The sequence below is a fragment of the Endozoicomonas sp. GU-1 genome, from assembly GCF_027366395.1.
GTDB lineage: Bacteria > Pseudomonadota > Gammaproteobacteria > Pseudomonadales > Endozoicomonadaceae > Endozoicomonas.
In genome coordinates this window covers 2,667,621-2,689,721 of record NZ_CP114771.1, presented here as the reverse complement: position 1 = coordinate 2,689,721, position 22,101 = coordinate 2,667,621, and the positions used below count along the sequence as shown (strand labels likewise).

21 protein-coding genes and 1 tRNA gene are annotated in these 22,101 nt (G+C 50.2%); 6 read left to right on the top strand and 16 right to left on the bottom strand.

What is annotated here, in order from left to right; all coding sequences use genetic code 11:
- Positions 1-33 precede the first annotated feature (33 nt).
- The 3 genes from brnA to ltrA all read right to left on the bottom strand — a co-directional run bounded on the left by brnA (position 34) and on the right by ltrA (position 2,045).
- Complete coding sequence (gene brnA, locus O3276_RS11115; protein WP_101748923.1) at positions 34-255, bottom strand: type II toxin-antitoxin system BrnA family antitoxin; 222 nt, start codon at positions 253-255, stop codon at positions 34-36.
- Entirely contained in the window at positions 242-517 is a 276-nt protein-coding gene (locus tag O3276_RS11110) for a BrnT family toxin (RefSeq protein ID WP_269675677.1), read from the bottom strand. The genes brnA and O3276_RS11110 overlap by 14 nt, the downstream gene beginning before the upstream one ends.
- Before the next feature lie 208 nt (positions 518-725).
- On the bottom strand, positions 726-2,045 hold the full coding sequence (ltrA, locus tag O3276_RS11105) for a group II intron reverse transcriptase/maturase (RefSeq protein WP_269675676.1): 1,320 nt from the start codon (positions 2,043-2,045) through the stop codon (positions 726-728).
- Positions 2,046-2,990: 945 nt separating this feature from the next.
- Between ltrA and O3276_RS11100 the strand changes: the two genes are divergently transcribed.
- Complete coding sequence (locus tag O3276_RS11100; protein WP_252023919.1) at positions 2,991-3,230, top strand: type II toxin-antitoxin system Phd/YefM family antitoxin; 240 nt, start codon at positions 2,991-2,993, stop codon at positions 3,228-3,230.
- Positions 3,223-3,561 (top strand): hypothetical protein, encoded by a 339-nt coding sequence (locus O3276_RS11095; RefSeq protein ID WP_269675675.1) that lies wholly within the window; start codon positions 3,223-3,225, stop codon positions 3,559-3,561. The genes O3276_RS11100 and O3276_RS11095 overlap by 8 nt, the downstream gene beginning before the upstream one ends.
- Positions 3,562-4,019: 458 nt before the next feature.
- Here O3276_RS11095 and O3276_RS11090 read toward each other — a convergent pair whose 3' ends face one another.
- Positions 4,020-5,051, bottom strand: coding sequence for a porin (locus O3276_RS11090; protein ID WP_269675674.1), 1,032 nt, complete (start codon positions 5,049-5,051; stop codon positions 4,020-4,022).
- A gap of 434 nt (positions 5,052-5,485) precedes the next feature.
- Positions 5,486-6,484 carry a caspase family protein gene (locus O3276_RS11085; RefSeq protein ID WP_269675673.1) on the bottom strand — a complete coding sequence of 333 codons (999 nt, stop codon included), beginning with the start codon at positions 6,482-6,484 and terminating at the stop codon, positions 5,486-5,488.
- Between the two features lie 205 nt (positions 6,485-6,689).
- On the opposite strand from O3276_RS11085, the gene O3276_RS11080 reads away from it, so the two are divergent.
- Positions 6,690-6,765: transfer RNA gene (locus O3276_RS11080), tRNA-His, on the top strand.
- 29 nt (positions 6,766-6,794) lie between these two features.
- On the opposite strand, the gene O3276_RS11075 is transcribed toward O3276_RS11080, so the two are convergent.
- The gene (locus tag O3276_RS11075; protein ID WP_269675672.1) at positions 6,795-8,369 is read right to left on the bottom strand and encodes an FGGY-family carbohydrate kinase; all 1,575 of its coding nucleotides are present in this window, start codon (positions 8,367-8,369) and stop codon (positions 6,795-6,797) included.
- A gap of 93 nt (positions 8,370-8,462) precedes the next feature.
- Between O3276_RS11075 and O3276_RS11070 the strand changes: the two genes are divergently transcribed.
- Complete coding sequence (locus tag O3276_RS11070; protein WP_269675671.1) at positions 8,463-9,170, top strand: glycerophosphodiester phosphodiesterase family protein; 708 nt, start codon at positions 8,463-8,465, stop codon at positions 9,168-9,170.
- An 84-nt stretch (positions 9,171-9,254) separates the two neighbouring features.
- Here O3276_RS11070 and yjgA read toward each other — a convergent pair whose 3' ends face one another.
- The 4 genes from yjgA to O3276_RS11050 all read right to left on the bottom strand — a co-directional run bounded on the left by yjgA (position 9,255) and on the right by O3276_RS11050 (position 13,221).
- Complete coding sequence (gene yjgA, locus O3276_RS11065) at positions 9,255-9,797, bottom strand: ribosome biogenesis factor YjgA (protein WP_269675670.1); 543 nt, start codon at positions 9,795-9,797, stop codon at positions 9,255-9,257.
- Positions 9,798-9,964: 167 nt separating this feature from the next.
- Positions 9,965-11,197, bottom strand: a complete 1,233-nt coding sequence (locus O3276_RS11060) for a cysteine desulfurase-like protein (RefSeq protein WP_269675669.1) — start codon at positions 11,195-11,197, stop codon at positions 9,965-9,967.
- Complete coding sequence (locus O3276_RS11055) at positions 11,128-11,850, bottom strand: 2OG-Fe dioxygenase family protein (protein WP_269675668.1); 723 nt, start codon at positions 11,848-11,850, stop codon at positions 11,128-11,130. The genes O3276_RS11060 and O3276_RS11055 overlap by 70 nt, the downstream gene beginning before the upstream one ends.
- 219 nt (positions 11,851-12,069) lie before the next feature.
- Complete coding sequence (locus tag O3276_RS11050) at positions 12,070-13,221, bottom strand: ankyrin repeat and SOCS box protein (protein ID WP_269675667.1); 1,152 nt, start codon at positions 13,219-13,221, stop codon at positions 12,070-12,072.
- A 203-nt stretch (positions 13,222-13,424) separates the two neighbouring features.
- Between O3276_RS11050 and pmbA the strand changes: the two genes are divergently transcribed.
- Positions 13,425-14,786 (top strand): metalloprotease PmbA, encoded by a 1,362-nt coding sequence (pmbA, locus tag O3276_RS11045; RefSeq protein ID WP_269675666.1) that lies wholly within the window; start codon positions 13,425-13,427, stop codon positions 14,784-14,786.
- A 167-nt stretch (positions 14,787-14,953) separates the two neighbouring features.
- Here pmbA and mgtE read toward each other — a convergent pair whose 3' ends face one another.
- From mgtE to rapZ, 3 genes are all read right to left on the bottom strand, one after another.
- The gene (gene mgtE / locus O3276_RS11040; protein WP_269675665.1) at positions 14,954-16,312 is read right to left on the bottom strand and encodes a magnesium transporter; all 1,359 of its coding nucleotides are present in this window, start codon (positions 16,310-16,312) and stop codon (positions 14,954-14,956) included.
- Positions 16,313-16,466: 154 nt separating this feature from the next.
- The gene (locus tag O3276_RS11035; RefSeq protein ID WP_101748935.1) at positions 16,467-16,736 is read right to left on the bottom strand and encodes an HPr family phosphocarrier protein; all 270 of its coding nucleotides are present in this window, start codon (positions 16,734-16,736) and stop codon (positions 16,467-16,469) included.
- Complete coding sequence (gene rapZ, locus O3276_RS11030) at positions 16,736-17,593, bottom strand: RNase adapter RapZ (protein ID WP_101748936.1); 858 nt, start codon at positions 17,591-17,593, stop codon at positions 16,736-16,738. Before rapZ ends, O3276_RS11035 begins: the two co-directional genes overlap by 1 nt.
- A gap of 575 nt (positions 17,594-18,168) precedes the next feature.
- Between rapZ and O3276_RS11025 the strand changes: the two genes are divergently transcribed.
- Positions 18,169-19,461 carry a hypothetical protein gene (locus O3276_RS11025; RefSeq protein ID WP_269675664.1) on the top strand — a complete coding sequence of 431 codons (1,293 nt, stop codon included), beginning with the start codon at positions 18,169-18,171 and terminating at the stop codon, positions 19,459-19,461.
- A gap of 139 nt (positions 19,462-19,600) precedes the next feature.
- Here O3276_RS11025 and O3276_RS11020 read toward each other — a convergent pair whose 3' ends face one another.
- From O3276_RS11020 to O3276_RS11010, 3 genes are all read right to left on the bottom strand, one after another.
- Complete coding sequence (locus tag O3276_RS11020; protein WP_269675663.1) at positions 19,601-20,014, bottom strand: PTS sugar transporter subunit IIA; 414 nt, start codon at positions 20,012-20,014, stop codon at positions 19,601-19,603.
- Between the two features lie 64 nt (positions 20,015-20,078).
- On the bottom strand, positions 20,079-20,393 hold the full coding sequence (hpf, locus tag O3276_RS11015; RefSeq protein ID WP_101748939.1) for a ribosome hibernation-promoting factor, HPF/YfiA family: 315 nt from the start codon (positions 20,391-20,393) through the stop codon (positions 20,079-20,081).
- 141 nt (positions 20,394-20,534) lie between these two features.
- Positions 20,535-21,995, bottom strand: a complete 1,461-nt coding sequence (locus O3276_RS11010; protein WP_269675662.1) for an RNA polymerase factor sigma-54 — start codon at positions 21,993-21,995, stop codon at positions 20,535-20,537.
- Between the last annotated feature and the right edge of the window lie 106 nt (positions 21,996-22,101).

Genomic DNA, 22,101 nt, shown 5'->3' with positions numbered 1-22,101 from the left:
AGTCTCGTTCCAGAGTTGCCGGGCAGAACCGGGTCAGTGCTGCCTGAGCCGGTCAACAATCCACGTTTTAATCAGCGCCTGACGGCTGATGCCGATTGCGCTGGCTTCTTTATCCAGCTCATTGACAACCCATGCAGGGAAGTCAATGTTGACCCTTTTGGCTGCAAGGTTGGGCCGTTGAGGATGGTCGGTGTCGAAGAATTCCAGTACGTCTTCGCCATCGTCGAATTTTTTATCAATATCACTGGCTTTCATAAAGGTTCACCTCATTTTTTCTGGATCGGCGTACTGAGATAATTCTGAGACAGTCTCTCCGTTGTGTCGCTATGGCGGTCCAGTGTTTAGTTGTTATTTGACCGATAAAGAGTAATCGGTCCTCATCGGTCTTTACCTTCGATTGCAGGCAGATCAGTCTATCATCCTCCCATAAGGTGGCTGCCTGCACAAAGTCGATGCCATGCTTATCCTTGTTGGCAAGACTTTTTTCTTCATCGTATTCAAACTGGGTATTACCCATTTTTAATACCATATTATTGTATAAAAAGGATAAATATAACCCATAAATCTCAATTAACAAGCCAGTACATGGTTTCAATGAGTTTGACGGTTTGTCGTGCCTCCGCACTTCGTTCGTCCTGAGCCTGTCTCCGAGTAGAAGAGGTCGTTACCGACCTCAACCCTCACAGATCCGGACGAGCCCAATTAAGGCATCCGGTTCCTCATAGTTACTGCTTCACTAATTGATGCCCATGGTAGTACTGATGCAGGATTCTTGGCGGTGTCAGGGGGAAGCGTTTCAGGAACTGGGAGAATTGTTCCCACGGAATATAACTTGTCCGTGATCGGCGGCCCAGCCACTTATGCCAGATTCTTTGTACACGACGGTGTACTGCTTTCAGGGCTTTGTAGTTTCCCGTTATGCCGAAGTACGCAAAGTGTCCCCGTAATTTCCGGTTCAATTTGTCGTACTGTTCTTTCAATGAGTCATGTTTATGCTTACGACAATATTCATTGAATGACTTCAGCGCTTTGGCTACTCGCCCTTTGGCTGTTTTCCGGAATATTGCAAACCCACCTTTCCGGGTTTTACCCCAGTAATGTGTGAACCCAAGGAAGTCAAAGCTGATCGGAAGTCCACAACGCTTATTTTCTCTCCGGTGCTGAACCCGAAAGTCAATTCTTTGCGTCTTTTCCGGGTGCAGTGTCAAGCCATATACGCTAAAACGCTCAGGCAGTACCCTCTCTATTCGACGACAATCGTCAGGGTTTTGAAACACCATGACAAAATCATCGGCATAGCGGGTCAGACTACACCTTCCCTGAATTCTTGGCTGTACAGTTTGAATAAACCAGTCATCCAGTACATAGTGCAGGTAGATATTGGCTAGCAGTGGTGAAATAACACCACCCTGAGGGGTTCCCATTGTCGGGTAGCAGAGCTGCCCTGACTCAAGTATACCGACCTTCAGCCATTTATCGATCAGTTTTCGTACCACACCATCAATTACTCTTCTGGCAAGAAACTGCCTTAACTGATTGTGGTCAATCGTATCGAAATACTTTTGGATGTCCACATCCAGTACCCACTGACCTCCATCTCGCATTATGTGGCTACGTAGACTTTGTAAGGCATGATGCGCTGACTTGCCTTTGCGGAACCCAAACGAGCAGTTATAGAAATCTTGCTCGTAAATAGGCTCCAATAACATCGCCACCGCTCTCTGGGCAACCTTGTCCTCGAAGGTCGGTATGCCCAAAGATCGTTTCTGACCTTTCCCTTTTGGAATATAAACGCGTCGTAACGCAGGGGCCCGATATTGACCGGATTTCAGTCGATCCAGCAGATTAAGGAGATTACTCTCCAGCTGTCGCTCATACATCTCGGCCGTTTGATTATCTACGCCTGTCGCACCATCCTTGCGGGTCAGATGATAGGCCTGTAAAAGCCAGTTGTAGTCCATGTATTGATTTAGCGAGGTGAAAGCCATGGCTTGGTTGTCTCTGGCCAGTTTGGCTATCCGTCTCTGTTTCGTTGACACAAACATAAGGTTTCAATGTACCTCTTGTGTTTCCCACAAACGGTTCAATAACTATGATGTCCCCTTTCCTCGTCCGGGTCCTCCTGAGCAGAGTTCCCCGTTGTCATCAGTACTATGGGACACTAAGACTTCCAGCACCTACTATCCGGTCACTTATGGATTCGCTTCCAGACTCCTGAGTGTTGCTTCATGTTTTGTCTCATCAGGCCTGAAGCGAAGCCTGACGACACTGGGTTCTGTTCAGCCATAGAACCAATGGCCAGTTAACTCAGGTCAGCACTGGATCTCGCAGGTTCCTGAGAAATCCATCCTGTACCTTTGCCCCGGTCTCGGACTCCGGTCGGACTGATTATGTCTCACCAATTCGACATTTCAGTGCTGACCCCATACCCTTCAGAATGAAGCCTCCAACAAGGTGTCCATTTCGGAGCTCAATCCCGCGGCTTTAGTACCCGCTGTTTACGCTTCACAACCAGGATTACCCCTGACTATGCAAAACTCACTTCCGGCTGATGGTTAGTCTCTACCGGGTGGGAGTCGAACCCACTGGATTTCAACGAATGATTTCAGTTCATAGAACCTCCCACATTCTCAGGCTTAGCCTGTCGCGAGAAGGGCGGAAACTCCGGACTCTGATAGATCGTGCCAGGCACCCTTCGACTCCGCTCAGGGTGAACGGAGATTCTACACATCAAATTCATTGAAATGATTTACCAGAATAGCGTCTTCGGATAGGTTGGGTAGCGTTCCTACAGAGGACCGAGGTACTGTGCGTGACGGTTGGTTCAGTGCTTAAGAGCAAAGATCAGCACAACAGCTGCTGGCGCGGTCCTCCAGTCCCTTGAATTGGAGAGGCATTTTTAACGTTAACGTTTCGCCCGGAATAACCTGAACTTTTGGGCGCAGTGGTCTATAATCAGACCATTAATAGACCGAAAAAAGAGAGAATCCATGGAAACACAAACATTAAGCTACCTGAAACAGAATGCTGCCAAACTGGATGTGGAGGACGGCCCATTACGCATTACCCAGCATGGTTTACCGGTATATCGAATATATTCTGAAAAGGAAGCCTCAATGCGAGATGAGGCCATTGCTCTGCTCAAGCTTGCCAATCGTGCTGAGAGAGATATTCGAAACGGGAACACCATGTCGCCGGAAGAGGCTCTCAAGAGGTTGCGGAATGAGTAAGCCTGTCACCGTCGAAATCACTGAAACCGGCTTTCTGACCTTGAGCTTGCTCAAAGGGTATATGAGCGCATTTTATAGTGGGGATGACTTGAACCAGTTGTTGACTGAGCTGATTGAGACATCGACAGCGCTGATTCAGGATGTTGCCATAAGGCCTGTTTGCCCGGAGCTGGCTCTGGTCGGAATTCACGACTACCGTCAGTTAAATCTAATGAAACACTATAAAGTGTTATACCGATTCGATGATCAATCCGGTAAGGGTTACGTCATTGCATTTATGAGACAAAAACAGAGTGCAGAAAAGTTGCTGGTCGACCTGGCTTTGATGTAATGCCCACCATTGCTTTTTATAGCAAGTATTAGCAGCCGAATCACAAGGATAAAGAGTCATGGCTACCACCAATATCTGGCAGCAGTTTAAATCACTCATTCCCGAAGGGGGGGCGAACCGTTGTCACCATCACCAGCAATAACGGCGACGGAACCAGCAGCGCAACCTTGAGGGATGGAACGAGTATTAGGGTTCAGGGAGAAACGGTCGTACCAGGTAATAAGGCACTAGTAGAAGATAGGGTGGTCAAAGTAGAAGTGCCAGGGCTGGCGGTTTATGAGGCTGAGATATAAAGATAGCCACTTGGAAGGCAAAGACAGCCACCACTACTGCCACCTAAACCATAAATATTTTTTTATCAAAAATTTAAGCCTTGTAACAACCCCATATAATCAATTGATTTTTAAGGGATTAATTACAAGGCTCAAAGTTTAAAAAAGCAAGGTTATACTTCGGTATTAGAAGTAGTAGCGAGCTTGCAGGATGATCTTGTCATCAACATCAACTGTTTCGCCGTCAACAACTTTGGTGCTCTTTTCAAACTGGTAAGTACCGGACAGCTGAACTGGGCCCTGGGTGTAAACAACAGCTACTGGGAAGTACTTAACTTCTTGTTCCAAATCTACACCGTTACGCTCGCCTTCCAGCTGGTTGTAACCACCTTCAACTTTGAACATATCGTTCAGCTGGTAACTGGCGTACAGTTCGATACCGGTAGCGTCGTGAGCACGGACATTTCGAGTAACGCCCGCAGCAGTTTCGGAGAACAGAGTACGGTTTTCCAAATCTGCAAAAGTCAAAGCAGCGTAGATCTTGTCGGTTTCAAACTTAACACCAACTACTGCAGACTTGGCTTTGTAATCTGTTGCTGCTTCAACATCGGCTTGGTTGTATGCAGCACCGATACTTAAGCCCATTGGCAGCTCGTAGCTGGCAGCAATACCGTAAGAGCTGTCGCGATTGTTTCCAGCAAAGTCTCCCTCACCCAACTGAACTTGCGCAGAGATATTCAGACCCATGATGCTGTGATTGTACTGAAGTACGTCATCTGCACGAGCAGTACCCAGAACATGGCCATCTGCACCGTAGTAACCGGAAGCTTCACCACCAGTGGTAGCAAAACTATCAGTCCAGCCAGCAACCTTACCGTAAGAAGACCAGGCCTTACCAAAAGTCACAGAACCAAACTGGTCGTTTTTAACACCAACATAACCCAAACGGTTGTTGAATACTTCACCATTGGTTTTAGTGACGTCAAAGCCCCACTCAGCTCTGGCAAATGCGGTAGTGTCTTGAGTCAGTTTGTGCTCGAAGCCAAAGTTAATACGGCTGCTATCGCCTGCTGTGTCACCATTGTCCTGGTCAACATAACGCATACCAACGTGACCACCGATGGTCACTTTGTCAGTACCATTGTCAAAAACAGTAACAGCCATCGCCTGGCCAGCCATCATGGAAGCAACAACAGCTGCAAGAATTCTCTTCTGCATGGAGCTTACTCCTGAAATTGTGTGTGATGTATGTGCTTTTTTCTATCGCCTTTCTTCTTATGCATAGCCAGGGAAAAGCCCCGAACCGATGCGGGCGACTTAATTTGGACGCAATTATTCAAGAGTTTTTGTGCTGATGGCACATTACATAATCGAATTTGCTTATGATTTTTTTTACTGCCGGTGGGGTGAAAATCGAACAATATATGATGTTAGTTAAGCAAGGATAAGGGCATAGGCCTTGATGTATAAGAGGGTAAAATAAACCAGTAAAAAGATAGTGAGTTAAAACAATCAAACAACCGGGTAGGTGAATGCCGAGATAAGGGCTAAAATACGGCATTCCCGGTTAATAGAAATTTACATTCCATTGATGTGCATCAACGCTGAAATAATCAAAGCCAATGCGCAACATGTTATCGGTTAATGGACAGCTACCAGCCAAACAACTTCAGGTTTCTGGCCGGACGAAAGTTGGTTGAGAGAACAGCATGTTGATTCGGGTTGTACCTGACCTCGGCATGCAGTTTCTGGTCACGGAGCAGGGCCGGAATATTTCTCACATAGAGGTTATGGTAATACACCTCTTTCAATGTCTTGATCATTCGGTGGCTAAAGTCCCCCTGGCTGCTCCAGGCGATAATACCGGGGCTTGGTAAAAAAGCATCGGCTGCGGTCTCTCTGTCGCGACTGGCGGATACCACCATCATATAGGCAGGAATGTCCCTGTCTCTGCCTGTATCAATTTCCTCGATAATATCCGGATGCAGCGAGTTATAGACATACCGATAGGGCAGGTCAAACATGGTGCCGGAGTGGCAGGTGTCAACGAAGATCAGCAGCCTTGTGCTGTTGTGAAAGCGTTTGAAGGCATGGTGCAGTTCATCATCGGAAATAACATCGCGACCACAGACCAGCAGCTCATCCATATGGTCTAACTCATCACCGCTGGTATCCGGTCTGCGGGTACCGTGTCCGCTGAAACTGATGATTATGCGATGTGGCCCGGCTTCACTGTGGGTTTGCTCTGCCAGGCGTTCAATTTCCGCGAGGACGATGGATTTTTTGAGTGGGCCAGATCGATCAGTTTGTACCTTCAGGGAGGTTGTCGGGATGCCCTTGCTGGTGGAGGCCCAGTTAAAAAAGTTCCAGGCATCATTACGGCAACCACCTAATGTTGGTACTTCCGGAATCTGATCGTAGTTTTGCCCGGTAAACAGTCCCTTGATCAGATGCATATTTTCAAACTCAAAATAAAAGTCAGTGTCCAGTGGACACTGGTTGTCATAACAAACGGTCTGATCATCAGGCAAATCTGAATTGAAAGAACAGTAGGCGTTGAGTGGCGATAGCAGTATTAATGACAGGCAGATAAGCTGCGTGATCGTGCTGAAAACAGACTGCTGAATTCGGGCTATACAGAAAGTGAGCATGGTATGCCTCATGCTTGAAAGCTTGGGAAGTGATGACTGTCGGGTAAAGGTACCCCGGAGGCTGAACGAAGATAGATGCTTATTGAAATATAGTGGTAAATCGCAGAAAAAAAACAACGGGTCATGCTTGCAAGCTGAACAGCTTTCCTTATAATCAGCGGCGTCTGGTGAGGGATGAAGTTCTTTCCTGATTCAGATGTTGATGGTGGGCGTAGCTCAGTTGGCAGAGCTCCGGATTGTGATTCCGGCGGTCGAGGGTTCGAGCCCCTTCGCCCACCCCATCTTCCCACCCTTGCAAACCTTCCAATTCTCACTCCCACGATTGTTGATCCCTCAGCATCTTTATAAATATGTCGTATTTTGCCTGGTAAAAATCAGCCAGCTGCAGGTCCGGTTCTATCCGTTCGTGATAGCGACTCATGGCTCTCATGGCCTCCTCAATACTGTCGTAGATACCCGCGGCCACCGACCCGGTGATGGCTCCGGACAGCAGCATATTCTCTCTCTCTTCCGAAATGGCAGCAGGAATATTGAGTATGTTGATATGTTCAGTGAGCAGTCGTTGGTTCTTTGCCAATCCCCCGGTGGGGATCAACAGTTCAATGTGATACCCGGCTTTTGTTAACTTCTCTAACTGATAGCGTGCATCCAGGGCCAGGGCCTGAATACTGGCAAGGTACAGCACAGCAAGCGACTGGTGACTTTTATCCAGGGTAAGGCCGGTGATCATTCCCCGCTGTGGTTGATCCACTTCAGGCGCATCAAAGTAAGGGAGCATATGCAGGTGCGCGGTCAGTTTGCTGACACTGTCAGCGTATTCCGATCGATCATTATCCGCCAGCTCATAGAGAATCTGATTAAGGTATTCATGAACCCCGACCCCCAGACTCACAGCGATATCATAGATTGAGCTGTAAGCCGGGTGTGAGGTAATGATGTGATCAATAAAGGCACCTGCCGCCGTTTGCCGGGCGTATATCAACGAGTAACCTTCCAGCACCGAAGGGTAGGGGCCATCTGCTCCATCGCAGGTCAACCTATCCCTGCTGAACGCGACGTAGTTGGATGAAGTTCCACCGATAAAACTGACTCTTCTGGTAATACAGTCCAGTGGTTGCTGACGGTCCGGGTGATTGCTGGCCAGTATCGTGGCGAGGGTGCCGCCATAGGCATCAACGATACCTGTGGCAACCGGGGTTCCCTGTTTGAGGTTCAGTTGGTCAGCGGCACTTTGGCACAGGCCATCCCCGATGGCTGCACCAATCTCAAGGGATTCACCCTTGAATCGTCCCTCAATATCAATATTCAGCTGGGCAGCAGCCTTTTGGGTAAAGATATGACTGGTCGAATCAGGGGTTCTGGTCAGGCAGGCCGTTAGCTTCCAGGTGACATAATCATAGAGGTCGAGGATGCAGGTGGCGGCTTGCCAGGTTGTCGGCGCACACTGGAAGAGCCAGAGTAGTTTACAGCAGTTACTCCTGGCGTTGATGCCAGGGTCCGCATGGCCAAATAGTCCCGGGTGTTCTCTGGCAATATAGGCAGCCTGTTGACTGGCGCGGCTGTCCATCCAGCCAAAAGTGTCAGCACGATTGCTCCCGGGCAGGTGAACAGGTTGCATCTGCTGGTCCAGCAGAACCAGGGAGTAGGTGGTATCAATACCGATCCCGATAATATCTTCCTGATTCAGCGGGTGTTCAGCGATTAATCGGTTAACGCCGGTGACCAGGGCCTCCCAGATATTCTCGGAACAGAACTCCATGGTACTTGCTGTTTTCCAGATCAGCAGTGGCTCTTCGTTATGGGCCAGGACATGCCCTTCCAGAGAAACAAAAGCGCTGCGCAAACTGTGGGTGCCAACATCGATACTGAGCAAAACAGGTCGCATCTGTGATAATGTCCTTGAAACAGTGACTCGGGTAAGAATAGCTCCGTTCCTGCATTTGGACAGGGGTGTTTTAAGGTGGGTAAATTCATGCGCATGAGCAGGATAATCGGGCATCGGGGGCTGGCAGGAGAGGCTCCGGAAAATACCCTGGCAGGCATCAGGCAGGCTGCTGAGCGCGGGCTGAAGTGGGTCGAGGTGGATGTTACTCTGTCAGGTGATGGTACTCTTGTGCTTTTTCATGACCGGCGACTGAACCGTACCACCAATAAAAAAGGTCGCTTGAAGACGTTAACCTGCTCTGATCTGGCAACAATCGATGCCGGAAGCTGGTTCTCCGGGCAGTTTTCGGGTGAGCCGATTCCTCAGCTTGGGGCGGCGCTTAAGCTCATAAAAGAACTTGGGCTTGGGCTGAACCTTGAGCTGAAAACCAATGGCTGTTCAGAGTCGAGGTTGGTAGAAGCGGTAGTAAAGGCCCTGGCCGAGGTTGAGTTGCCAAACGATCGGCTATTGGTTTCCAGCTTTAATTATGCGGCACTTGTCCGTTTTTCAGATTGTTCTGATATTCCGGTTGGCTGTTTGTTTGAGCGATTGCCAATGAACTGGCACAAGCAAGCATTACGGGTCAACGCGGTATCCATCCACCTCAACAGTAAGCGAACGGCAAAACGACATATTTCGCGGGTGAAGTCCAAAGGCTATGAACTGTATTGCTACACCGTTAACTCTCCGGCGGTTGCCAGACAGCTGATGGATGATGGCGTTGATGGTGTTTTTTCTGATTACCCTTTGGCAGATCACTAAAAGCATGGGGGTGAAGTCCCGGCGGTGACCGAAAAAATCACGACGTAAAAAGAGCAGGCTGGGTCAGCCTGCTCATGGTCAACCTTAAAGCTCGTCCACTTCTCTCAGATATTTGAACAGCTTTCGCGCCGCTGCCGGGGGGTTATCCTGAGACGCTTCTTTCTGGGCATTACGAACCAGCTGGCGGATATGCTGGTGGTCAGCTTCCGGGTAGTGCTCCAGGTATTCAGTTAATGCCGTGTGACTGTCATCATCACGAATCAGCTGGTCACGCCACCGCTCCAATTGATGAAACCGGCGGTTGTACTCTTCACTGGAGGAATCCAGCTGGTTAAGCAGCTCCATGATCGGCTCAATGTCCTGGTCTGCCATCAGTTTGCCAATAAAGCCCAGATGGCGCTTTCTGGCATTGTTGCTTTTGATGCGCTTGCTCTCATCCAACGCTGCACGCAGGCGATCATTCAGTGGCAACTTATCCAGCAGTGCCGGTTTCAGTTCCATCAGTCGGGCACCAATGTTCTTAAGCTCATCCATGTCTCGCTTCAGCTCAGATTTGCTGACATAGATGATTTCTTCGGTTTCTTCATCGTCCCAGGCTTCCTGGATACGACGGCTCTTTTTACTCATAGAGAATGGCCATTGGCGGGAATCTGCCTGATGTTATTTATCAGAAAGCAGTTCCATGGATGGAAAATGGATTCCCGGTATTTTACTTCAGAATGCTTTTCAATTGGGATGTTTTTCCGCAGCTCCTGTTGTTGTTTTGCTGCGGGACTGATGCATCATCTGGCAAATCACGCAGAAATATCTGCCAGAACGTTAAGCACCCTGTCGATCTCTTCCGGCGTATGGTAGTGGACAAAGCCTATCCGCAGTAACCCATCCCGCTCCTGAAGTTTGAGCCGGTCAAGCAGATCCAGTGCATAGAAATGGCCGGACCAGGTATAGATACCGTGCCGGGCCAGCAATTGTGCCAGCCTGGCTGAGGATTGTTGGTGGTGGGCCAGGGCAAAGGTGGGGGTTCGGTCAGCCGTGGTGGCCGAGCCGTACAAGGTGAACCCGGTCATGTGTTTGAGACCATCCAGAAACCGTTGCGACAACTGTTGCTCGTGTTCCTCAATCCAGCGGGCCGACGTCTGCAATCCCTTGCGGTCATGGTCAGAACCGGTGAGCCAGCCATGGTATTGAATGCAGGCCAGCAATCCGGCAATCGCGGTAAAGTTCTGTGTCCCTGTCTCCCAGCACCAGGGTGGCTGGTCATTTGCCGCCCGGACTTTATAGGGCTTCAGGCTGCCCAGCAGTTCTGGCCGACCATACGTCACCCCCAGGTAAGGGCCGCAGAACTTGTAGGCTGAACAGGTCAGGAAATCGGCATTCAGGGCCTGCACATCCGGTAACCGGTGGGCGGTGTAGTGAACGGCATCAACATGGACCAGGGCATTCACGGAGTGTGCAGCCCTGATCAGTTCTGCTGCCGGGGTGATGCTGCCGGTCACGTTAGAGGCCAGGGTAAACGCCACCAGTCGTGTTCTGTTGGACAGCAGGTGCTCAAGCTCCGTGACGCAGAGGTTTTGACTGGTGGTAAAATCCATCGTCCGGACTGTGCATCCCCGTTCCTCTGCCGCCAGCACCCAGGGGGTGATATTGGCGTCATGGTCCAGCGATGAAACAACAATCTCATCACCCTTGTGCCAGGTTCTGGCGATGGCTCTGCTCAGCGCCAGGGTCAGGGAGGTCATATTGGCACCGAAGGCAATGCTGTCAGCAGGGGCATTTAATAACTGCCCCACAGCCTCCCTTGCCCGTTCCAGCAGTGTCATGGTTTCTTCGCTGGTGGCAAAAAAACCACCCAGGTTAGCGGAACCCGATTGCTGGTAATCGGACATGGCACTGATCACCGATACCGGAACCTGAGTACCTCCCGGCGCATCAGAATAGACGGCCCGCTGGTTTCCCTCTAGCCGCTCAAGGGCTGGAAATTGCTCTCGGATACGCTGGAGGCTGGTTGAGGTATGCTGTTTTTCCACTGTTCATCCTCCAGGGTTACCGTAATAACGAAAACATCCCGATGCCCGGAGACTTCGCCACTGCTGACCTGAAGCGCAGAGGTGTAGTGATAGACCCGCCGGTCATTACAGTAAACAATATCCCCGGGCAACAGCGTAGCACTATAGGCAGGTTTTTGTTCCGGATGATAAAAAATTCCAGTCTCTGCCCCCTCGACGTTTTTGCGGTCAGTGCAGATGATGGCGATCAGGTCGAAGCCATCCTGGTGAATGCCTTCCGGCACTGGCAAGCCGTGATCATCACCGGAGCAGGTGATCCGGATTTGATGCACACCATAAACGGTACGTACCGGGTCAAGACCGAAAAAACCGTTTACCTGTCTGAACAGGGATTGAAATTCCGGCAGCTCCGTCAGGGCCGGTTCAATTTCAGCAAATTCCCGCAGAATGTCGCCACTGAGATAATTGACCGAACGGGACTGGACAAAGTCATCGTGGGGTAATCTTTCCAGGCGATCTGCTGGCCCGGTAAAGCGGGAGTAGCGGCGAAAACGGTAGTGACCGCTGACATAACGGTCAGCGGCAAGATTGGCAAAAAAAGGCGCAAAAGCGTTCAGGTCAAGATCGGTCAGCCGCTGATGTGAAAAGGTAAAATCAGGTGAAATAACAGCCATGGTCACCCTCCTGCCATTACTGATGCTGTTCTACGGTGTCTGCAACATAATAGACGACATAATCGCTAACTGTTCATATCCGCTACGCAGCGTGCCTGGTGAAGCTGGACAAGCATTTTTTTACCGGTTTGGCATCAGCTGCCATTGCCTGGTCATTGCATGAATCACCAGTTAGTTTAGATAAATTAGTGCACAAGGCTCTCTGCGCAAGTCTGAATCTTATGAACCTGCTTTTAGGGCAAATCCCGAATAAGTCAGCGGCTGGTATAAATAGTTCTTCAGGGAATACGGCAGCTGCAGGCAGTCAGAGCCTGATGACAGGACTTTTGCCAAGGGCACCCGGTTCTCTACCAGCCTTGAACGAATGCAGGTTCGGGCGCAGGCCATTAGCGTCATCGGTTGATAAGCAGGAATGTAATTGTGCAGGGCATCAACAACGCCTCTGGCTGCAGCAATGTCCAGTGCGGTGTTACCAGATTCATTGGGAATATTGGCATGGGCACCATTGGCCAGCAGACTGCCAACGATCTCCGGCCGGTTTTTCTGAAGCGCCAGATGCAGTGGGGTATTGCCTGAGCTGCCGGGTTTATTGGGATTGGCTCCATTGGCCAGCAAGCTATTGGCCATACTGTTCATTCTATAATGGAGAGCCCAGTTAAGTGGAGTCTGACCCCACTTGTCAGGAATATCTGGATTGGCACCTGCTTGCAGTAACGTGTTAACGCCCGCAATTTTGCAGTGAAGTATCGCATAGAGCAGCGGAGTCTGGCCCGAGAAGTCAAGGGCGTTGATATAGGCACCTCTGTCAAGCAGGTAATTCAGGAACTTGGTGATCGCTGTCTCGTTTATATTAAGAAGGGCCATATGCAGTGCTGTGTGACCACAAATGTTACTGGCGTTCAGGTCAGCTCCCCTGTCCAGCAACAAATTGAGGGCCTTATAGTTGCCCAGTCCTGCCGCTTGCAGCAAAAGCGTACTTTGATCTCCCAACAAAGCGGGGACAGGAAGGTTCGGATCTGCACCGCGATCCAGCAGCGTCTTGACAATACCTTCACCGTCCAGTCTGTGAATGGCAATATACAGAGGGGTAGATCCACCCACAGAGCAAATATTGGGGTCAGTGCCCTGGTCCAGCAACCAGTTGACGGTGGCCAGGTCATTACGCAGGACCGCTGATATCATCAGCTCTGCAAAATCGGCCGTTGTTGCCGATAACTGCCTGCTGGCTGAAGCAGCCACAGCAGATTCTGAATGATTGACCTCTGTCGTGTTATCAGGCAGCGGGAGATCGACATCAGAGGTGGATTCCACGCTGGCATCGGCTACCATTTCCTGCGAATGGTCATGCTCCGTCCTGACGCTTGAGAACATTGTCCTATTCCCGCTCAAGATATAAAAAACAGCAAATCGCTTAAAGAAAATAGTGCACAAGGCTCAGTGTGCAAGCCTTGATAAAGATGGCTGATTAGACTCTGAATCTGCAATTGAGCATCTATCTGATGCATTATTAACTTCACAGCGGCACAATAGTTGAAAACCTCCGTAGGCATAAACACAACAGATCAGGTGCAATCATGGGCGAACCTTCCAATGCAGTGCTGGATCCACGAAGTGAAGAGACCAGGCTGAAAACACTGGCCGGTGATATTCTGGCAGAGGCCGCCAGACAGGGAGCGGATGCCTGTGAGGTGGGCATCAGCATGGATGCCGGCCTGTCGGCCAGCGTCCGTATGGGCGATGTTGAAACGGTTGAGTTTAACCGTGACCAGGGGCTGGGCATTACCGTCTATCTGGGTAAACGAAAAGGCTCTGCCAGTACTTCTGACAGCAGCCCAAAGGCCATCCGTGAAACGGTAAAAGCCGCCTGCGATATTGCCCGTTACGCGTCCGAAGACCCTTATGCGGGTTTGGCTGACCCCGTGTTAATGGCTGATGGTGATGCGTTGCCGGATCTTGACCTGTATCACCCCTGGGGAATCGATGCCGGGCAGGCGATTGATCTGGCCATGCAATGTGAAGATGCTGGACGTGCGTTCAGTAATAAAATTGTCAATTCCGACGGTGCCAGTGTCTCCAGTCATCAGGGTTGCCGTGTCTATGGCAACAGCAATGGGTTTATTGGCAGCTATGTGTCCAGTCGCCACAGCCTGAGTGCGGTGTTGATTGGCATGCAGGGTGACGAGATGCAGCGGGATTACTGGTATACCGTAAGCCGTAATGCCAACGAGCTGGAAACAGCGGTCGCGGTTGGCAAGACCGCGGCGGAACGCACGGTGCGCCGACTGGGAGCGCGAAAAGTTGGCACTGCCGAGGTGCCGGTACTGTTTGCACCGGAGGTGGCTTCAGGTCTTATTGCCCATTTTCTCGGGGCGATCAGTGGTGGCAGCCTTTATCGACAGGCCTCTTTCCTGTTGGATCATCTGGGTAAGCCGGTGTTTCCAGAATGGATGCGTATCCACGAGCAACCATTGCTGAAAAACATGCTGGGATCCGCCAGCTTCGATAATGATGGGCTGGCGACCTATGCCAAGGACTTTATTACGGACGGTGTGCTGCAGCATTATATTTTAAGCACCTACTCTGCCCGCAAACTGGGGATGGACAGTACCGCCAATGCCGGTGGTGTTAATAACCTGTTTGTACAAAGCAATGCAGGCGATCTTGATGCGCTGCTGAAACAGATGGGAACCGGGCTGCTGGTTACCGAACTGATGGGGCAGGGGGTTAATACCGTTACCGGTGATTATTCTCGTGGTGCCGGTGGCTTCTGGGTCGACAATGGCGAAATTCAGTTCCCGGTGTCAGAAGTGACGATTGCCGGCAACCTGAAAGATATCTACCGGAACATTGTTGCCGTGGGTAATGATGTCGACAGGCGTGGGAATATCCAGACCGGTTCAATTCTGATCAGCAGTATGAAGCTGGCGGGTGAGTGATTGTTAAAAAGAAGGGAACCACAAAGGCACAAAGACACAAAGGTGTTTTGGGCTTTTGTGGTTCAATGTTTAAAAGCTATTCTCGGACAGCCTTCCAAGGCAAGAGTAGTAAGAGCTTTGCTCTTACTACTCTTTTGCTCTTCTTTGTGCCTTTGTGGTCCAAAACGCTACCCATAGAAAACAGTGGCCAGCCCAAGGAATGAGAGGAACCCCACCACATCGGAAATCGTGGTCAGGATAATACTGCCAGCAAGGGCCGGATCAATATTTAATGATTTCAGTAAAACCGGCAGCATTGCACCGGTGACCACGGCAACACTCAGGTTGATCACCATGGCGCAGGCGATCACCAGGGAAATAATCGGGTCATCAAACCAGAACCAGGCGATGGCGGCCACCAGGGTTGCCCACAACAACCCGTTGAGAAATCCGGCAACCAGCTCCCGGCTTAGCAGCCAGCGGAGGTTGGTCTTACTGATTTGCCCTAGCGCCATACCCCGGATCACCAGGGTCAGGGCCTGACTGCCGGCATTACCTCCCATCCCTGCAACAATCGGCATCAGCACCGCCAGGGCCACCACTTTATCGATGGTTTCCTGAAACAGACCAATGACCGAGGCGGCAATAAAGGCGGTAATCAGGTTGAAGCCCAGCCAGACCGCCCGGCGTCGTGCAGTTCGCAGGGCCGGGGCGAAGGTGTCTTCATCGTCATCCAGACCGGCCATACTCATCATGGAGTGTTCGGCCTCTTCCCGGATCACGTCCACTACATCATCGATGGTGATCCGGCCAAGCAGTTTGCCATTGTCGTTCACCACCGGGGCGGAGAGCAGATCCTGCCGTTCGAACAGCTGGGCTACCTGGGTATCCTGCATATCCGCAGGAATTGGATCCAGGTCGGTTAACATCACTTGTCTGACGGTAGCGCCCGGTTCGGTCGTCAGGAGCAAGGTCAGGGGCAGGCGGCCGATGTATTCATCCCGGCGATTGACCACCAACAGGCTGTCTGTGCCATCCGGAATGCCTTCATGACGGCGCAGGTAACGAAGAACAACATCAACGGTGTTATTGGGGCGCACCGTAATGGTGTCGGTGTTCATCAAGCCACCGGCGGAATCCTCCGGATAGGCCAGAACCGCCTCAACCCGCTGGCGGTCCTGACTGTTCATGGAGTCCAGCACCTGTCGGGTGATGGTATCTGGCAGTTGTTGCAGCAGGTCGGCAATGTCGTCAACATCCTGACCTTGAGTAATAGCTTTCAGTTCGGCAATGTTCATCTGGTCAAGGAAGAACTGGCGAACGTCTTCGCTCAGTTCCTGCAGCACGTCGCCTTCCTGTTCACGGTCAATCAACCGCCACAACAGGCTGCGTAACTTTGGTGGGGAGGACTCCAGCAAGTGTGCGGTATCAGCCGGGGGCAAGGTGTTCAACATAGTGCGCAATTCTGCAGAGACACCGTGCTCAAGAGCATCATTAAGTTTTTTCAGCTCGGCTTCACCGATGCTCAATTGCAGTTGCTGCGCCATTGTTGTCTGCCTGAAATGATCTGCCTGAATGATTTGCCTGAATGATCTGCATGAACAGTTTCTGCGCATCCGGTAAAAGGCCGGATGGTCAGGGAAAATGAAAGATGGTCTCTATGGTAATTGCAGTGGCTACTCCCCGCAAAGGGGGAGTCTGTTATTCTTCTTCACCAAAGCGGTCATCAATCAGCTCGCACAGGGCAAGGCAGGCGGCCTCTTCATCATGGCCGTCACAAAGGAGCTCAAGCTCCGAACCCTGTCCTGCCGCCAGCATCATAACCGCCATGATACTCTTGCCATCCACCTTGCGCCCATTGAATCCGATTTCAATCTCACTGGCAAACGCCGATGACGTAGAAACAAACTTGGATGCCGCCCGGGCGTGCAAGCCCAGTTTGTTAATGATTTTTTTTCGATAGGTAATCATTATTCGTGAAGCTCTCTGTGTCTAACCTGAACCCGATCCAGCTTACTGGTAAACAGGGTGCCCAGTGTTTTACCAATATAGACTGAGCGGTGCTGCCCTCCAGTGCAACCGATGGCAATCGTCATATAACTGCGCTGGGCTGACTCAAAGCGCGGGAGCCATTTTTCGATAAAGGCACTGATATCCTCCACCATTTCGACCACCAGGGGATCATCCTTCAGAAAATCGATAACCGGTTGGTCCAGACCTGTGTATGTTCTCAGGGATTCGTCCCAGAAAGGGTTGGGCAGGCAGCGAACATCAAAGATAAAGTCGGCGTCTGAAGGAATGCCGTTTTTAAAGCCGAAGGATTGAAAAAGAACCGTCACACCGCTTTTGTGATCAGCGCAGAACTCCTGTTTGATCATGTCCCTCATCTGATGAACAGAGAGCGATGTGGTGTCGATTTTCAGGTCTGCCTCAATCAGCACCGGCGTAAGCAGCTTTTTTTCTAACGCGATGGCTTCTCTGAGCGATGTCTGGTCATTACTGAGCGGGTGCTTTCTGCGTGTGGCACTGTAACGGCTGACCAGCTTTTCGCTGTCGGTGTCCAGGTACAGTACCTGACAATGGATGCCTTTGTTCCGAAGGGACTTCAGCAGATCAGGAAAGTTATCCAGAGTTCCGGGCAGGTTTCTGATATCAATGCTGACGGCCATCCTGGGTGGAGTTGAATGATGGCCTTTCAGGGTATCCGGCAATTGGTTCAGCATACTGGCCGGAAGATTGTCGACACAATAAAAACCCTCATCCTCAAGGGTGTGCAGAGCTGAACTTTTTCCAGAACCGGAGCGCCCGCTGATGATGATAAGTTTCATAGCTGTTCCTTTATGCTTCTGAGCGTGTAAGTAGCTAACCATATGAAATCATATATTTCTGACTCCTTGTGCTGGCACTCTGCTTCGTTACAACTCCGGTCACATAGCTACGGCTATGCTCCCTCCGTTGTGCCTCGCATAGTACCAGCCCAAGTAGCCAGAAATATTCGATTCCATATGGCCAGCTACTTAGGTATTGAAAGCTGACCCTTCTTCTATTAAAGCAACTTTTGATCAAGAAGCCTACCGGATACCGTTGACCTGAGGTGGAAAAAGCAAATCGATGGCCAGGGTATCCGGAGTTGCTGGCAATCCTGTTAATCAAAATGGGTTTAATGGCTGACAGCATCTGGTTGCGGGATTCTATCAGGGGGCAGGATATTGGCCAGGCTGTTTGTTTTTTCTGATTCTAATAAATGCATAAAACTCTGTTAGTGCTTCTGACAATGCTGTCATTCATTTAATGGGAGCATCATCCTAGAATTCAAATCATAAAGATAATCCGTGAGAGAGGTTAATTAAATAAACTCTCTTAATTATATGAAACAACCCTGTTTTGTTAAAGGAGTAACATCATGGACGCACCACTTACTAAACCACAATTTCTCGCAATTACTTATCAACCATTAGTTAAAAAAACTTCTCAACCAGGATTAGTTGAAACTACTGGACATCCATTAGCTGAAAAAACTTCTAAACCAGTTCCAGTTCCGGGTCCGCATGAGAAAGATCAGGTACCTGAGGATTTTGGCAGGTTCTATAACCGCATGGTAAGGCCACTGGAAAGAAAGTTTGAAGATGCTCAGCCAAAACCAATATTTGTTATTGGCGGTCGGAATAAAGCCGAAGATAAACTGGCCAAAAGCCATTTGGCCTACCTTCAGCGTAAGGCTGATGCTATGCAGAATATCAAACCGGTTATCGATTCTGTTGTCCAGACAGAACAGGAAAGCCCCATAGAAAGCGACACCAATCCCAGGGTGGAGGTCATGCAGGACGAGCCGGCTTTGGAACCTGTTCCTCAGACAAATTCGGAAAGCTCTGAAGACAGCTCCTGTGGCTTCTTCAAAAAGCTGAAGCACTGGGCAATTAAAGTTGTCAAAGTTGTTTACAAATATACCGGTCTGAAATTTATTGTTGAGGCAAGCAAAGGTAAGGATAAATCTGAATCTGTTGCTGACACCGTCATAAGCCAGGATGAAGCTGAAGTGGTGGCGGATGTTGTCAAAAGCAAGCGTGATCCTAAACCTGTTGCTGATTGTGTCAAAACAGTGCTTGAAGCCAAAATAGATATGTATAAAGCCAAAGAGCTGGCCAGCAAGCCTGACAGGGCTAGAATGCTTGTGAACCTTAAAGCTAAACAACTCTATCGAGGTGTTGTTGCGCCGATTAACCCACGTACCGCAGAGAGCTCGCCTTTCTACGGGCAGAAGGGATACGATCTGACCGGTCTTCACAGTGCAAGTACTGTCTTTGCTGAAGAAAGAGATAAAAAAGCCTTGGAGAACATTGCTGAAATTGAAAAGAAACGAGCTGACGTTGAAACCAGAAAAGCAAAAGAACATTTTGACAGGGAAAAAAAGGTTACATATAGAAATAAAGCAGAAAGGCCTGAGTTAAAGTATGGCAAAGATGGGCTTGCCTACTACTATACACGAAAGCAAGATTCTGCTGAAGTGCAGAAGGCCAAAGAGGCTAAGGACATCAAAATGGCCGAGGGTCAAAAGCGACACGACTCTCAAAGCCCAGCGTCCGAAACCCCGATTGTTCCATCAACTGTTTTGCCCAAAGTCACTACAAAAGACCCAAAGGCCGACAGGTATGCAGCAATTCGTGAGTATGATAAAAAACGTAAGGTTCAACGGTAATTGGCTAAAACCTTGTAAGAAGCAATGCATTTTGTCGGGGACTCATAGAAGTCTGTTAACAACAAAAGATAAAAGCATTGTTATAAGTTGAACCTTTCAGGCCATCATTACCTATGATGGCCTTTTTTTGTCACGTTATTCACTGTTCACTCATGGTACGATAGAGCATTGTCGTATTTGTTGCCGAGCGTATTTTCTGAAGGGTCAGGGCAGAGTGAAATCGCCCGGCCAGCGCCCTTAAAATTTCAAGATGTTCCTGGTTTTCGCCTTCTGGCACGATCAGCGCGAATACCAGGTCAACGGGCTCACGGTCCACCGCATCAAAATCAACCGGTTCCGCCAGTCGTATAAAAAGACCGATCGGCTCCGGGCAGGCTTTACAGCGACAGTGGGGAATAGCCACGCCATCACCCAGCCCGGTAGTGCCAAGACGCTCTCGGGCAACCAGCGCTTCAAACAGTTCTTTGGCATTGATTTTCGGGGGCTTCGCTGCTGATGCGTTCAGCGATAAATTCCAGGATTTTCTTTTTGCTGGCCCCGTGCACCCCGTCAAGGGTGCGCTCGGGGGTTAGGATGCGATGAATAATCATGCTGAATAAGAATGGCAACCTGATAAATCAAAGGGCATGGCCACTGGCACCCTGTTGCCTGTCCAGGGCTTTCTCTTTTCGCTTAACCAGCTGCCGATCCAACTTGTCCGAGAGCAGGTCAATGGCTGCGTACATGTCTTCGTGCTCGGCGGTGGCATTAATCTCGGCCCCGCGGGTATGCAAAACGGCTTCTGCTTTCTGCACCAGCTTTTCGACACTCAGGGTCACCTGTACATTGGTGATATGGTCAAAATGTGAACCAAGACGCTCCAGTCTTTTGATCACATAGTCGTGCAGAGCTTCTGTTACCTCGACATGATGCCCACTGATGTTGACTTGCATGTAACGCTCTCCTGAATCCCATTATCCAGATAATCACCAGTCCGCGGGATTTTTCGTACTGGCTGAGTTCGATTCTATCACTGTCGGTGCAGCTTGGAATGCCCTGAGACAAAAAAAACTGCTTTTTGAGCGGTGTATCAACTAGGGCACTAACTGCTTACGTTCATTGGATGGCGGAATATTCATGGACTCACGGTATTTGGCAATGGTGCGCCTTGCTACCTTGATGCCCTGATCCCCCAGAATCGCCGCAATTTTATTGTCACTGAGGGGTTTGCGCGGTGTCTCTTCAGCAATAAGTTTGCGGATATGGGCCCGAATGGCCGTGGAGGAACACTCCCCCCCTTCCGTGGTGCTGACATGGCTGGAAAAAAAGTACTTCAGCTCGTAAACACCCCGGGGGGTATGCATGTACTTCTGAGTCGTTACCCGGGATATCGTCGACTCATGCATCCCCACCGCCTCGGCAATATCCGCCAGCACCAGGGGTTTCATGGCTTCATCCCCTTTTTCCAGGAACTCCTGCTGATAGGCAATAATCTGGCTTGCCACTTTCATCAATGTTTCATTGCGGCTTTGCAGGTTTTTCAAAAACCAGCGGGCTTCTTGCAGATGGTTCTTCATGAACACATTGTCGCGGCTGTTATTGGCTCTCTGAACCATGGACGCATAATTATTATTAATGCGCAGTTTGGGCAGGGCGTCGGAATTCAGTTCCACCGTCCAGCGTTCCCTGATTTTCCGGACGGATATATCCGGTACCACATATTCGGCTTCTGTCTGATCAATGGTGCTGCCGGGTTTTGGGTGGAAGCTCTGAATCAGGCTGAGGGCTTCTCGCAGCTGGTCTTCTTTCAGTTTGGCATGACGCATGATGCTGGCATAATCACGGGTGCCAAGGGACTCAAGGTAACGGGTGAGCAGCTTTTCCGCATTGTTGAAATGGGGTGTTGAGGGCGGCAGCTGACGAAGTTGAACCAACAGACACTCTCTAAGGTCAATACTGCCACAACCCACCGGATCGAATTGTTGTACCCGGTGTTGCAGCACATGGATCTCTTCAATCTCCAGATCGTCCAGTTGGGATTGAAGAGAGACAAACAGGTCATCCAGCGTGCAGGTTAAATAGCCATCCGGATTAACTGCTTCGATGATCGCCAGACCAATCAGCCGGTCCCGGTCGCTCATGGGCAGCATATCCAGTTGCCATTCCAGGTGATCCTGAAGTGACTCCACAGCGGAGGATTTTGCCAGGGGGTCATAATCATCGTCACCGCTGCTGGCCGGCAGGCTGGAATACACGTCGTCCCAGGCGGAGTCCACGGGCAGTTCATTGGGAATGCTGTCTGACCATTCCGCCATCTCCTGAGGCTCAGGTTCTGAGGCTTTTTCGCTCAGATCAACGAGTTCTTCCTGTCCTTCACTGCTGGCGGTGTCCTCTGTCTGGCTATCCTCGGACTCCAGCATGGGGTTGGACTCCAGGGCCTCCTGAATCTCCTGCTGAAGATCCAGGGTCGATAGCTGTAGCAGCCGGATGGCCTGTTGCAGCTGCGGCGTCATGGTCAGCTGCTGGCCCATCTTGAGCTGTAAGGAAGGCTTCATAGGCAACCGTATACCTTTACTTCGTTTTCCGTGGAGGCTGCAGAGGCTTACTCTCCATGTGCGGCTGATTATAAACCCATAGACGTTTCTGAAACCATAGCTTTAG

Excerpts from the sequence above, each read along its gene's own strand:
- O3276_RS11035 (WP_101748935.1), bottom strand. The coding sequence starts at position 16,736 with ATGATTACCTATCGAAAAAAAATCATTAACAAACTGGGCTTGCACGCC.
- hpf (WP_101748939.1), bottom strand. The coding sequence starts at position 20,393 with ATGCAAGTCAACATCAGTGGGCATCATGTCGAGGTAACAGAAGCTCTG.
- O3276_RS11055 (WP_269675668.1), bottom strand. The coding sequence starts at position 11,850 with ATGGCTGTTATTTCACCTGATTTTACCTTTTCACATCAGCGGCTGACC.
- rapZ (WP_101748936.1), bottom strand. The coding sequence starts at position 17,593 with ATGAAACTTATCATCATCAGCGGGCGCTCCGGTTCTGGAAAAAGTTCA.
- O3276_RS11010 (WP_269675662.1), bottom strand. The coding sequence starts at position 21,995 with ATGAAGCCTTCCTTACAGCTCAAGATGGGCCAGCAGCTGACCATGACG.
- yjgA (WP_269675670.1), bottom strand. The coding sequence starts at position 9,797 with ATGAGTAAAAAGAGCCGTCGTATCCAGGAAGCCTGGGACGATGAAGAA.
- O3276_RS11100 (WP_252023919.1), top strand. The coding sequence starts at position 2,991 with ATGGAAACACAAACATTAAGCTACCTGAAACAGAATGCTGCCAAACTG.
- O3276_RS11095 (WP_269675675.1), top strand. The coding sequence starts at position 3,223 with ATGAGTAAGCCTGTCACCGTCGAAATCACTGAAACCGGCTTTCTGACC.
- O3276_RS11050 (WP_269675667.1), bottom strand. The coding sequence starts at position 13,221 with ATGTTCTCAAGCGTCAGGACGGAGCATGACCATTCGCAGGAAATGGTA.
- O3276_RS11025 (WP_269675664.1), top strand. The coding sequence starts at position 18,169 with ATGGACGCACCACTTACTAAACCACAATTTCTCGCAATTACTTATCAA.
- O3276_RS11085 (WP_269675673.1), bottom strand. The coding sequence starts at position 6,484 with ATGCTCACTTTCTGTATAGCCCGAATTCAGCAGTCTGTTTTCAGCACG.
- brnA (WP_101748923.1), bottom strand. The coding sequence starts at position 255 with ATGAAAGCCAGTGATATTGATAAAAAATTCGACGATGGCGAAGACGTA.
- O3276_RS11075 (WP_269675672.1), bottom strand. The coding sequence starts at position 8,369 with ATGCGACCTGTTTTGCTCAGTATCGATGTTGGCACCCACAGTTTGCGC.
- mgtE (WP_269675665.1), bottom strand. The coding sequence starts at position 16,312 with ATGGCGCAGCAACTGCAATTGAGCATCGGTGAAGCCGAGCTGAAAAAA.
- pmbA (WP_269675666.1), top strand. The coding sequence starts at position 13,425 with ATGGGCGAACCTTCCAATGCAGTGCTGGATCCACGAAGTGAAGAGACC.
- O3276_RS11070 (WP_269675671.1), top strand. The coding sequence starts at position 8,463 with ATGAGCAGGATAATCGGGCATCGGGGGCTGGCAGGAGAGGCTCCGGAA.
- ltrA (WP_269675676.1), bottom strand. The coding sequence starts at position 2,045 with ATGTTTGTGTCAACGAAACAGAGACGGATAGCCAAACTGGCCAGAGAC.
- O3276_RS11090 (WP_269675674.1), bottom strand. The coding sequence starts at position 5,051 with ATGCAGAAGAGAATTCTTGCAGCTGTTGTTGCTTCCATGATGGCTGGC.
- O3276_RS11110 (WP_269675677.1), bottom strand. The coding sequence starts at position 517 with ATGGGTAATACCCAGTTTGAATACGATGAAGAAAAAAGTCTTGCCAAC.